At 71.0% G+C, this 12,243-nt stretch carries 10 protein-coding genes; 7 read left to right on the top strand and 3 right to left on the bottom strand.

Translation table 11 applies throughout. From position 1 onward, the window contains the following. Nucleotides 1-106 precede the first annotated feature (106 nt). Nucleotides 107-1,066, bottom strand: a complete 960-nt coding sequence (locus tag ACFYNL_RS03000) for a LysR family transcriptional regulator (RefSeq protein WP_388795470.1) — start codon at nt 1,064-1,066, stop codon at nt 107-109. Between the two features lie 157 nt (nt 1,067-1,223). On the opposite strand from ACFYNL_RS03000, the gene ACFYNL_RS02995 reads away from it, so the two are divergent. From ACFYNL_RS02995 to ACFYNL_RS02980, 4 genes are all read left to right on the top strand, one after another. Then, nucleotides 1,224-2,669, top strand: coding sequence for a glyceraldehyde-3-phosphate dehydrogenase (locus ACFYNL_RS02995; RefSeq protein WP_388795467.1), 1,446 nt, complete (start codon nt 1,224-1,226; stop codon nt 2,667-2,669). Between the two features lie 368 nt (nt 2,670-3,037). Next, complete coding sequence (locus ACFYNL_RS02990; RefSeq protein WP_388795464.1) at nt 3,038-4,180, top strand: GDSL-type esterase/lipase family protein; 1,143 nt, start codon at nt 3,038-3,040, stop codon at nt 4,178-4,180. 48 nt (nt 4,181-4,228) lie between these two features. Further along, the gene (locus ACFYNL_RS02985) at nt 4,229-5,860 is read left to right on the top strand and encodes a cellulase family glycosylhydrolase (protein WP_388795461.1); all 1,632 of its coding nucleotides are present in this window, start codon (nt 4,229-4,231) and stop codon (nt 5,858-5,860) included. Nucleotides 5,861-6,034: 174 nt separating this feature from the next. Further along, entirely contained in the window at nt 6,035-6,289 is a 255-nt protein-coding gene (locus ACFYNL_RS02980; protein ID WP_388795458.1) for an EF-hand domain-containing protein, read from the top strand. A gap of 538 nt (nt 6,290-6,827) precedes the next feature. Here the strand turns inward: ACFYNL_RS02980 and ACFYNL_RS02975 are convergent. Further along, nucleotides 6,828-8,006: a hypothetical protein gene (locus ACFYNL_RS02975; protein ID WP_388795455.1), complete on the bottom strand. Its 1,179-nt coding sequence runs from the start codon at nt 8,004-8,006 to the stop codon at nt 6,828-6,830. 290 nt (nt 8,007-8,296) lie between these two features. Then, nucleotides 8,297-8,809, bottom strand: coding sequence for a winged helix-turn-helix transcriptional regulator (locus tag ACFYNL_RS02970; RefSeq protein WP_388795452.1), 513 nt, complete (start codon nt 8,807-8,809; stop codon nt 8,297-8,299). Nucleotides 8,810-8,910: 101 nt separating this feature from the next. Between ACFYNL_RS02970 and ACFYNL_RS02965 the strand changes: the two genes are divergently transcribed. The 3 genes from ACFYNL_RS02965 to ACFYNL_RS02955 all read left to right on the top strand — a co-directional run bounded on the left by ACFYNL_RS02965 (nt 8,911) and on the right by ACFYNL_RS02955 (nt 11,858). Further along, nucleotides 8,911-9,711, top strand: coding sequence for a crotonase/enoyl-CoA hydratase family protein (locus ACFYNL_RS02965; RefSeq protein WP_388795449.1), 801 nt, complete (start codon nt 8,911-8,913; stop codon nt 9,709-9,711). 32 nt (nt 9,712-9,743) lie between these two features. Next, nucleotides 9,744-10,961 (top strand): acyl-CoA dehydrogenase family protein, encoded by a 1,218-nt coding sequence (locus tag ACFYNL_RS02960; RefSeq protein ID WP_388795446.1) that lies wholly within the window; start codon nt 9,744-9,746, stop codon nt 10,959-10,961. A gap of 120 nt (nt 10,962-11,081) precedes the next feature. Beyond that, entirely contained in the window at nt 11,082-11,858 is a 777-nt protein-coding gene (locus tag ACFYNL_RS02955; protein WP_388795443.1) for an SDR family oxidoreductase, read from the top strand. Nucleotides 11,859-12,243: the final 385 nt, after the last annotated feature.

The following is a 12,243-nucleotide window of genomic DNA, read 5'->3' as shown; positions in this document are numbered from 1 at the left end:
TGTGTGACATAGCACATGACGCCGGGGGGTCATAACGTCGTCGGTCGTGTCCGCACCGTCCCGTCGTCGGCCCGGCGGGGCAGGCGGGACTGTGCGGACAGCGCACCTAGACGCCGGGCGTGCTCCAGGTCCGCGCTGCCCAGGTCCTCAAGTGCGGCGACCGGGCCACGAGTTGGCGGTGGGCTTCGGCGGCGGACTGGAACAGGGCGTCCGCCAGCTCCTCCGAGACCGCAGAGCGCCGCCAGGCGAGCACGTACCGGCACCACAACGGCGTGCCGGTCAGCGGCTTGACCACCACGTGCGGCATCGGCCGCATCGTCGGCTGCACGACGGCCACCCCCAGACCGTCGGCGATCATTCCCTGCAACTGCTGCTGGTCACCGAGGAACTCGTGCGCGACCGCGGGAGTGAACCCGGCCGCCGCGCAGGCCGAGTAGAACACGCCCGGCCAGCCGGCTCCGTCGTCCGGCGTCAGGAACCACGCCTCCTCGGCCAGGTCCGCGAGCGCGACCTGGGCGCGCTGCCCGAGCGGATGCCGGGACGGGAGCGCCACGAACGTCGGCTCCGTGACGATCCCGCGGTGGGCCACCGCGTCCGAGTGCTCCAGTTCCCTGCCGGGGTAGTCCGCGGCGATGGCGGCGTCCGCCGCGCCCTCCTCCAGCAGCTCGACGATCCGCGAGGAGGCGTACACGCTGCTCACCGCGAGCGAGACGTCCGGCAGGCGGGTGCGGACGCCCGACATCATGCCCGCCAGCATCGGCGAGTTGGTCGCCGCCACCCGCAGCGTCCGGCGCGCGGCCCCGGCGCCGGAGGCGGGACGGCGGCCGATCGCGTCGGCACGGGCCAGGACGTCACGGGCCTGGGCCACGACCTCGAAGCCGTAGGGCGTCAACCGCACTCCGGACGGACCGCGTTCGAACAGTGACTCGCCGAAGTACCGCTCGATCCGGCGGAGTTGGGTGCTGATGGCGGGCTGCGAGTACCCCAGCTCCGCCGCCGCCCGGCCCACGCTCCCCGCGTCCGCGATCACACACAGGACGCGCAGATGCCGTAGCTCCAGCTCCACCCCTTCATCCCTTCTCCGTCCAGGTACGACCACCGCCGGCCCATCGCCGCAAACCCCTGCATTATCGGGCGTTCTCGTACTGCACAGACCCCCCTTTGAACGATCGTCGCACCCTGCGGTTAGCATATGAGCGCCACCTAGCTCGAAAGATAGGCCCGTGACTGTCAACGACGACTCGTTCACCAATTGGAAGAACCGCGAGGAGATCGCGGAGTCGATGATCCCGCTCATCGGGAAGCTGCACCGGGAGCGGGACGTCACCGTCCTCCTCCACAGCCGCTCCCTGGTGAACAAGTCGGTGGTCAGCATCCTCAAGACCCACCGGTTCGCCCGGCAGATCGCCGGTGAGGAGCTCTCGGTCACCGAGACGCTGCCCTTCCTGCAGGCCCTCACCTCGCTCGACCTCGGCCCGTCGCAGATCGACATCGGCATGCTGGCCGCGACGTACAAGAGCGACGACCGCGGGCTGTCCGTGGAGGCGTTCACCGCCGAGGCCGTCGCCGGCGCCACCGGCGCCAACAAGATCGAGGGCGGCGAAGGCCGCGACGTCGTCCTGTACGGCTTCGGCCGCATCGGCCGCCTCGTCGCGCGGCTGCTGATCGAGAAGGCCGGCTCGGGCAACGGACTGCGCCTGCGGGCCATCGTCGTGCGCGGCGGCGGCGAGCAGGACATCGTCAAGCGGGCCTCGCTGCTGCGCCGGGACTCCATCCACGGCCAGTTCCAGGGCACGATCACCGTCGACGAGGCCAACAGCACGATCAACGCCAACGGCAACGCGATCAAGGTGATCTACGCCAACGACCCCAGCGAGGTCGACTACACGGCGTACGGCATCAAGAACGCCATCCTCATCGACAACACCGGCAAGTGGCGCGACCGCGAGGGCCTGTCCAAGCACCTGCGTCCGGGCGTCGACAAGGTCGTCCTGACCGCGCCGGGCAAGGGCGACGTCCCCAACATCGTGCACGGTGTCAACCACGACACGATCAAGCCGGACGAGCAGATCCTGTCCTGCGCCTCCTGCACCACCAACGCCATCGTCCCGCCGCTGAAGGCGATGGACGACGAGTTCGGTGTCCAGCGCGGCCACGTGGAGACCGTCCACTCGTTCACCAACGACCAGAACCTGCTGGACAATTACCACAAGTCCGAGCGCCGTGGCCGCAGTGCGCCGCTGAACATGGTCATCACCGAGACCGGTGCCGCCTCGGCCGTCGCCAAGGCGCTGCCGGACCTCAAGGCGAAGATCTCCGGCAGCTCGATCCGCGTCCCCGTGCCGGACGTCTCGATAGCGATCCTGAACCTCCAGCTCGCCCGCGAGACGACCCGCGAGGAGGTCCTCGACTACCTGCGCGACGTGTCGCTGACCTCACCGCTGCGCCGCCAGATCGACTTCATCTCGGCCCCTGACGCGGTCTCCAGCGACTTCATCGGCTCGCGCCACGCCTCGATCGTCGACGCCGGCGCGCTCAAGGTGGACGGCGACAACGCCATCCTCTACCTCTGGTACGACAACGAGTTCGGCTACTCGTGCCAGGTCATCCGCGTCGTGCAGCACGTCTCCGGGGTGGAGTACCCGACCTTCCCGGCACCAGCGGTCTGATCCCGCCCGGCCAACGCCGACCCGTCTGCCGGCAATGCGGTGCCGACAGCCGGGTCGGCGTTCGGCCTTCCCCCGTGCGATCGATGTCTTCGATCGAGCCACCTCGCGACGCAACCCGCGCACCACCGCCCGCTCCGTCAGCTGCGCCAGCCAGTCAGCGGTGCCGCCCGGCGGTCTGCGGGAAGCCGCCCGCGCACCCCGCTCACCAGCGCGCAAAGGGCGGACGGCCCGGACATGGGCGACTCCTCGAACGGTCGGTGCTCGCGGATCCGGCTCCCAGGTACCGCCCCACCTCTTGACGCGTCAATGACAACGATGGCTTCATGTCCGATGGGAGCGCTCCCACCTCACCCAGGGAAGGGACCACCATGCGCGACACCCGCCACGTGCCCTTACGGATCATCCCGCTGCTCACCCTGCTCGGCACCCTGCTCCTGACCGCCGGCCCGACGCTCGCGCCACCGGCCGCGGCCGCCACGACGGCGACGGCGACAGCGACAGCGACAGCGACAGCGACAGCGACAGCGACAGCGACGATGGCAGCAGCACCCGTGCGCGTCATGCCGCTGGGCGACTCCATCACCGGCTCACCCGGCTGCTGGCGCGCCCTGCTCTGGAACCGGCTGCAGAGCGCCGGGTACACCGACGTCGACTTCGTCGGCACCCTCAGCCACCAGGGCTGCGCACAGGCGCACGACGGCGACAACGAGGGCCACGGGGGCGAGTTGGTGACCCACGTGGCCGACCAGGACCTGCTTCCTGGACGGCTGGCCGCCACCCGCCCGGACATCGTTGTCATGCACTTCGGCACCAACGACGTGTGGAGCAGCGTCTCCCCCGACCGCATCCTCACCGCCTACACGAAACTCGTCGGTCAGATGCGGGCCGCCGATCCGGACATGAAGATCCTGGTCGCGCAGCTCATCCCCATGAACCCGAGCCAGTGCGCGGCCTGCGCCCGGCGCGTCGTCGACTTCAACGCCCACATCCCCGAGTGGGCCCGGACCACGAGCACCGCCCGCTCCCCGATCACCGTCGTCGACCAGTGGACGGGCTTCGACACGGCCACCGACACCTACGACGGCGTGCATCCCAGCGCTTCCGGCGACGCGAAGATCGCCGCCCGCTGGTACCCGGCACTGGCGGCGCTGCTCGACGCTGACCCCGGTGACCCGGGAGATCCCGGTGATCCGGCCGTCTGCACCGCGTCCTTCCGCACCGTCTCCACCTGGCAGGGCGGCTACCAGGGCGAGGTGACCGTCACCAACGCGTCCGCCTCCCCCGCGTCCGGCTGGACCGCAACCGTCGTACCGGCGGACGGCGCCCGTCTCACCCAGCTCTGGAACGGCACCCTCGCCACCGGTGCCGACGGCACGGCCACGGTGACCAACGCCACGTGGAACGGCACCCTGGCACCCGGCGCGAGCACCGCCTTCGGCTTCATCGCCCGTACGCCGGCCTCGACCGGCGACCCCGCCGCGGCCGTCACCTGCACGACGAGAACCGCCTGACGCCGCTCGCTCCCTCACCCCTCCCCCCTCCGTCCTCCTGGAGCCGCCATGAGACCCCGCGCCACGGCCCTCCCACGCACGACCACCGTCGTCACCGCCCTCCTGGGGCTGCTCCTGCCGTTGCTCGCCCTCGTCACGCCCGCTCAAGCCGCGCCGGCGGGCTTCCGCGTCGCCGACGGCCGGCTGCTGGAGGCGAACGGGAACGATTTCGTCATGCGGGGCGTCAACCACGCCCACACCTGGTTCCCGGACCGCATCAGCTCCCTCGCCCACATCAAGGCCAAGGGTGCCAACACGGTCCGGGTGGTCCTCTCCAGCGGTGACCGCTGGACGCGCAACGACACCGCCGACGTGACGAACGTCGTACGCCAGTGCAAGCAGAACCGGCTCATCTGCGTGCTGGAGGTCCACGACACCACCGGCTACGGCGAGCAGAGCGGCGCCGTCACCCTCTCCCGCGCCGCGGACTACTGGATCGGCGTGCGGGACGCACTGCGCGGCCAGGAGGACTACGTCATCGTCAACATCGGCAACGAGCCGTACGGCAACATCGATTACGCGGCCTGGACGGCCGACACCAAGGCGGCCGTCCAGAAGCTGCGCGGCGCCGGCTTCCAGCACACCCTCATGGTCGACGCACCCAACTGGGGGCAGGACTGGGCGTTCACGATGCGCGACAACGCCGCCTCGGTCTTCGCGGCCGACCCCGACGCCAACACGGTCTTCTCCATCCACATGTACGGCGTCTTCGACACCGCCGCCGAGATCAGCGACTACCTGAACCGCTTCGTCGCGGCGAAACTGCCCGTCGTCGTCGGGGAGTTCGGCCACGACCACTCGGACGGCAACCCCGACGAGGACGCCATCCTGGCCGTGACCCGGCAGCTGCGCCTGGGGTACCTGGGCTGGTCGTGGAGCGGCAACGGCGGCGGGGTCGAGTACCTGGACATGGTCACCGGGTTCGACCCGAACCGGCTCACGTCGTGGGGGCAGCGCCTCTTCAACGGCGCGGACGGCATCGCGGCCACCTCCGAGGAGGCCGCGATCTACTCCTCCGGGGGCGACACCACTCCCCCGACGGCGCCCGGCACACCCACCGCCTCCGCCGTGACGTCCTCGTCCGTCACCCTGAACTGGTCCGCCTCCAGCGACGCCCACGGCGTCACCGGCTACGACGTGGTCCGGGTCAGTGGCGGAACCGAGACCGCGGCCACCTCCACGACCGGCACCTCCGCCACGGTCACCGGCCTCGCCCCGGCGACCGCCCACACCTTCGCCGTGTACGCCCGCGACGCCGCCGGCAACCGCTCGCAGCGTTCCGGCACGGTGACGGTGACCACGTCCTCCGGCGGTTCAGCGACGACGTGCGCGGTCGCCTACCGGGTGGCGAACGAGTGGCCCGGCGGTTTCCAGGGCGAGGTCGTCCTGCGCAACACCGGCAGCTCCGCGATCAACGGCTGGACCCTGCGCTGGACCTTCCCGGGCGACCAGCACGTCAGCAACCTGTGGGGCGGCACGGTGGCGCAGAGCGGCGCCGACGTCACCGTCACCTCCGCGTCGTACACGGCGACGATCGCACCGGCCGGCTCGGTCACCGTGGGCTTCACGGCCGGCAAAGGCACTGCGAACCCCAGCCCCGCGGCCTTCTCGCTGAACGGCTCCGCCTGCTCGTCGGCCTGAGCCGCGCCGCGCGCCGCGCTCCCCGGTGTCCCGTCGGCCGGGCGCCGGGGAGACCCGCGTTCACCGTCCGGTCGGCATGTCCGGGCGGAAGAGGGAACCTGAGAGGTGGGGCAGGCGTCTTCTCCTGAGGATGCGGCGGGCGCCCCGCCCGCCGACGGGAACGAGGGTGACACGATGAGCGACAAGGCCCGGAAGCTGTTCGAGGCACTCGACCTCGACCACAACGGGACCCTGACCCGCGTAGAGGTGATCACCGCCTTGCGGACGAAGGGCCCGTCGCTGGCCGCGTCCGGCGATCTGCCGTTCTGGGCCCTGGGGGACGAGGAAGCCTCCTCGGCGCTGTTCGACGCCGCTGACCAGAACGGGGACGAGGAACTGACCCTGGAGGAGTTCGCGGCGGTGGTCGACCGGCGGTTCGGCTGGTCCTGAGGTTCGGTACCGCGGCCGGTGACCTCCGAGTCCGGCCGGCCCTTGGCATCGCCCCCCGTCAGCGACAGCCGGCCCCGCCCCGGCTGAGCCCGTGCGCGGCGCGAGGGACGAGGCCCTCCACGATGACGTCCGCGTGACGAGGTCACCCCGTGCGGACGGATACGTCAGCCCAGGTCGGACGACGCAAGCGGACGCCGAGACGTGTCGCGGGCTCGTCCGGCAGCACGCCCGGCATCCAGCCGCGGCAGCCTCGGCAGGGCCGGACGCTCCATGAGTCCGGTCGCCTGTCAGCTGCGGGCACCCCTGCCGCATGCCTCACCGCAGAGCCAAGGACAGCGGCGCAGCTCATAACTGCTACGAGGCATCCCGGACGCACGCCCCACCACAGAGCCAAGGACAGCGGCGCAGCTCATGACCGCTGCGGGGCCGTCCCGGACGCACGCCCCACCACAGAGCCAAGGACAGCGGCACGGCTCATAACCGCTACGAGGCATCCCGGACGCACGCCCCACCACAGAGCCAAGGACAGCGGCGCGGCTCATGACCGCTGCGGGGCCGTCCCCGAACCGGCGGGCGTCCGGACGGGAGCCGGCGCGTCGGTGTCCTCGGACCCGCCGGCCGTCGCCCGCAGGGTCACCGCGGCAGCGGCGCCCCCGATCAGACCCCAGAGCAGGGCGGCGGGGACGCCGCCGCCGATGCCGGCCGACAGGTACATCAGGTCCCACCGCAGGCTGGACCCGTCCAGGACCACCCTCACCACCTGGCTCGCCAGCAGTGCGAGGACGGTCGCGCAGACCGTGCCGACCGCCATCGCCGGGACGGTGGCCCGGGTGAGCAGTCCGGGCAGGACTCGCAGGGCCCACCACAACAGCGCGAGCAGGAACACGTCGACCGCCCGGTACAGCAGCCAGTCCCCGAGCGGGGCGCCCGCCGGGCTGGTCCAGGCGCCGAGCAGCAGCCACTGCCGCAGCAGGTCCCCCGGTTCCGCGAACAGTCCTCCCCCCGTGAAGCTCGTCTGGAGCGCGGCGGCGACCGACTGGTACGAGAGGACCACGAGGGACAGCGCGACCACCGCGGTCCCGACGGTGGCGGCCAGGCGGGCGGACCGGGCCGGGACGTGCCGCCGTGGCAGCGGCTCGTCGCCCTTTGTGACGACCCGGGCCACGAGCACCGTCGCCACCGCCGCGACCAGCGCGGTGAGCACGACGATCTGCCGGCCGGCGGCCATCGCACTCGCCAGCTGCGGCAGGAAGCGGTAGCTGCCGTGCCCGGACGAGGCGATCAACCAGGGCGCGGAGACGGTTACCGCCAGCATTCCGGCGACCAGGCCCCAGGCCCACAGCAGCGCGGCGGACGTCCGGCCGTTGACCGGCGGCAGTCTGCGGATCAGGAGCAATGCGCCCGGCACGAAGAAGGCGAAGACCGCGGCGAACCGGATCTGCAGCGCGGTCTCGTACAGCGAGAGATAGCGCGAGCCGTCGGCCCCCGCGGGTTCACCGATCTCTCCGATCACCCCGGTGCCGAACCGTACCGAGTTCGGAGGGTCGTAGGACCAAGGGGTCAGCCATCGCTCGAACTCGGCGGCGACGCGTCCCCCGAGCGCGCCCGAAGTGCCGGGCAGCCGCAGCGCGTTCGCGCTCTCCCCGGCCCACCACAGCAGTGCCGTGAGGAGCACCCCTCCGACCAACGCCGGTATCGCCGCACGCCGGTATTCCATGTCCTGTCCCCCGCTTGGTCCGTCGTTCCGTCAGCCCCCTGGTCGAGCAGAGCCTACGGCGTACTGATCACGTACGGATCACGGTTCTGCGCCGCCCTTTCCGAACTGCCCTGCCTTGCGCGGGTGTTGGAAGCGCGTCCTGCTGCAGTCGGTCGTAGCGGCCGCAGGTGGACATCCGGCGTGCGGCGGCGACGTCCTCGGCGCGCCGCGCGGTGCCTCACCGGCCCAGGCCGGTGTCCGTCCCGCCACGGCCGTGGCGGCGCTCGCTGCGAGTCAGGGCCGGTTTCTCATCAGGAGGTGTTCGCATCAGCGTTGAAGCGGGCGCGCACCGCGGGGTTGCCGAGCAACCGGTCCGGGTAGCCGGGCCCGGTGCGCACGGCCATGTCCTCGTGGCGCAGGGGCTCGCTGCAGGAGGAGCAGACCACCGTTGCCCGGGTGTCGTGGCCGCAGGTCGCGTGATGCATGATCACCGGAACGCCCTCGTCGCCGGTCTGCCAGCGGTCGCCCCAGGTGTTGATCGCAGCCAGGACGCCGAAGAAGTCACGTCCCTTGTCCGTCAGCAGGTACTCGTGGCGGACGGGCTCGGTCTGGTAGGCGCGGCGCTGGAGCATTCCCATCCCTTCCAGACGCCGCAGGCGGTCGGCGAGGGTGTTGCGGGCGATGCCGAGTGAGTCGATGAAGCCGTCGAAGCGCGACTCGCCGTAGAAGACGTCACGCAGCACGAGCAGCGTCCAGCCGTCGCCGAGGATGTCCACGGTGCGGGCGATGGAGCAGGGCCAGCCATCGAACGAGGTCCGTCTCATGCCGTCCACCTTATCAGTCTCATCATGAGATGAACTTGTGCCGATCGCCGGAGGCGGCTACCGTCCGGTAAGTCTCATCATGCAACTGAGGAGGAGGTCTGATGATGTCCACATCTGCGGACGCTGCCGAGGTCACCGTCGAGCGGGACGGACACGTCCTGCTGATGGGCCTGAACCGCCCCGCCAAACGCAACGCGTTCACCCGGCGCATGCTCGCCGAGCTTGCGGCCGCCTACGGCCGGCTGGAGTCCGACGACGACCTGTGGTGCGGGGTGCTGTTCGCCCACGGCGACCACTTCACCGGCGGCCTGGACATGCTCGACGTCGGCGCGGAACTGGCCTCGGGTAAGTTCGACGCACCCGAGGGCAGCCGTGACCCCTGGCGCCTGGACGGACCCTGGACCAAGCCGGTCGTCGCCGCCGCGCAGGGCTGGGTGATGACCCTCGGGATCGAGTTGCTGCTCGCCGCCGACATCCGCGTGGCGTCCCGGGACGCGCGCTTCGCCCAGTACGAGATCCGCCGCGGCATCTACCCCTTCGGCGGCGCCACCTTCCGGTTCCCCCAGCAGGCCGGCTGGGGCAACGCCATGCGCTGGATCCTCACCGGCGAGGAGTTCGACGCCGCTGAGGCCCACCGCATCGGCCTGGTGCAGGAAATCGCCGACGACGGACCGGCCACGCTCGAGCGCGCCATCCAGATCGCCCGGGTCATTGCCGAGAAGTCGGCCCCACTGGGGGTCAGGACCGTCTTCGACTCCGCCCACCTGGCGCACGAATGCGGTGAGAGGGCCGCGATCGAGCGGCTGCGCCCCGACATCGCCCGCCTCTTCGCCACCGCTGACGGCGCCGAAGGCATCCAGTCCTTCATCGAGCGCCGCGACGCCGCCTTCACCGGCCGCTGACCAGCCCGACCGACATCTTCAGGAGACTTGCTGTGACCACTGCGAACCTGTTCGATCTTCCGCCCGACATCGCTGAGGCCCGTGAGTGGGCCCACGGCTTCGCCGAGAAGTACGTGCGGCCGGTCGCCGCCGAGTACGACGAGCGCGAGGAGATGCCCTGGGCCGTGATCGAGGAAGCCGCCAGGATCGGCCTCTACACCCCCGAGTTCGCGCTGCAGATGGCAGCCGACCCCACTGGGCTCTTGCAGCCGGTGGTCGCCGAGGAGATCTTCTGGGGCGACGGCGGCATGGGCCAGGCTGTGCTGGGCACGTTTCTGCCCACCGCGGCCCTGTTCGGCGCCGCGACCAAGGAGCAGATCGCGACCTGGCTGCCCGCTTTCTTCGGCACCCCCGGGGACCTGTCCGTGGCCGCCCTGTGCGCCAGCGAGCCGAACGCCGGCAGCGACGCCGCCGCCATCCGCACCCACGCCCGCTACGACGAGGCCACCAAGGAATGGGTGATCAACGGCACCAAGACCTGGGCCACCAACGGCGGCATCGCAAGCGTCCACGTCGTCAACGCCGTCACCGACCCCGCCCTCGGCGCCCGCGGCCACGCCCTGTTCCTCATCCCGCCCGGCACCCGCGGCCTCAGCCAAGGGCAGAAGTTCCACAAGCACGGCCTGCGCGCCTCCCACACCGCCGAGGTCGTCCTCGACGACGTGCGCATCCCCGCCGACCTGGTCCTCGGCGGCAAGGAGGCCCTGGACCAGCGTCTGGCGGCAGCCCGCGAAGGATCCCGTGTCCGCGTCCCCGCGGCCATGGCCACCTTCGAGATGACCCGGCCCGGCATCGGCGCGATGGCCGTCGGCGTGGCCCGCGCCGCCTACGAGTACGCCCTCGAATACGCAGGCATCCGCGAACAGTTCGGCCGCCCGATCATCGACAACCAGGCCGTCGCCTTCACCCTGGCAGACATGGCCATGGAGATCGACGCCGCCCGCCTTCTGGTCTGGCGAGCCAGCCACATGATGACGCGCGGCAAGCCCTTCGCCCGCGCCGAGGGCAGCATGGCCAAGCTCAAGGCGAGCGAGGTCGCCGTCCGCACCACCGAACGCGCGATCCAGATCCTCGGCGGCAACGGCTACACCCGCGACTACCCCGTCGAACGCTGGGCTCGCGACGCCAAGATCTTCACCATCTACGAAGGCACCAGCGAGATCCAGCGCCTCGCCATCAGCCGCGCCCTGTCCGGCCGCCGCATCCGGTAAGCGCCCCGGCACCACCCCGCCGCGCGCAGTACGCCCCGCACACAGCGCATCCCCCGGCCAGGCAGACCCGCCATCGCCTTGCCCGGCCGCCTCTGACCCCACCCGTACCCGGAGCATCCCATGAGCACCCACACGCCCCTGCTCGCCGACAAGGTCGCCGTCGTCACCGGAGGCGGTCGCGGCATCGGCAAGATGATCACCCGAGGACTCCTCGAAGCAGGCGCCACGGTGTACATCTCCAGCCGCAAGGAAGCCGATCTGAAGTCGGCCGTCGAGGAACTGAGCCCTCTCGGCGACGTTCACGCGGTGTCGGCCGACCTCTCCACGGCCCACGGCGTCGAGACCCTGACCTCGTACATCGCTGAGCGCGAGAGTCGCGTGCACGCCCTGTTCAACAACGCCGGCGCCAACTGGGGAGCACCCCTGGAGGAGTTCCCCGACTCCGCCTGGGACAGGGTGCTCTCCCTCAACGTCAAGGGCGTCTTCGCCCTCACCCAGGCCCTGCTGCCGCTGCTGAAGGCGGCCTCGACGCCCGACGACCCCGCCCGGGTCGTCAACACCGGCAGCATCGACGGCCTGCGCGCCCCCGCCCCCGGCTTCGACAACTTCTCCTACAGCGCCAGCAAGGCAGCCGTGCACATGCTCACGCAGCAGCTTGCGGGAACCCTCGCCCCCGATGTGCTCGTCAACGCCATCGCACCCGGCCTGTTCGAGTCCAAGATGACCGCCGGCATCCTCAGCCTCGGCGCGGAGGCCGTCGCCGGGCAGATCCCCCTCAAGCGCATCGGCCGACCCGAAGACATGGCAGGCATCGCCGTCTTCCTCATGAGCCCCGCCAGCAGCTACATCACCGGGGCAGTCATTCCCGTCGACGGCGGGATCAACGCCACCCGCTGACGGCCTGACCCCGCATCACTCGCGCCGTGCGAAGGAACCGGCGCCGCGGACCGCAGCGCCGGTTCCCGTTCCGCTCACCTCGGCGCACGCCGTTGCGCATGCGCCGGCGCGCTGCCACCAAGCAGGCACGGTCGGCCTTTCGGGGCCGCCCGCCCTGTTCGACCGGCGCCGCAGACGTTCCAGGGCCAGAGCCGGCCGAACGGCGTGGACCCACGACTCCGTCTCGGACGACGTTCAGAGTGAAGGACATCACCCTCCATGAGCACATCTCCAGAACACTCATCAGCGCAGCCGCCGCCCGGGGCCCATGACCAGAGCCTCGCCCCGACGCCTGACGGCGCGGACCTCGCGCAGCGCCCATGGGTACGGTTCTACCCGCCCGGCG

Origin of the sequence: Streptomyces sp. NPDC007808, from assembly GCF_042868655.1 — a bacterium.
Classification (GTDB): domain Bacteria; phylum Actinomycetota; class Actinomycetes; order Streptomycetales; family Streptomycetaceae; genus Streptomyces.
This window is presented reverse-complemented; position numbering and strand designations above follow the sequence as displayed.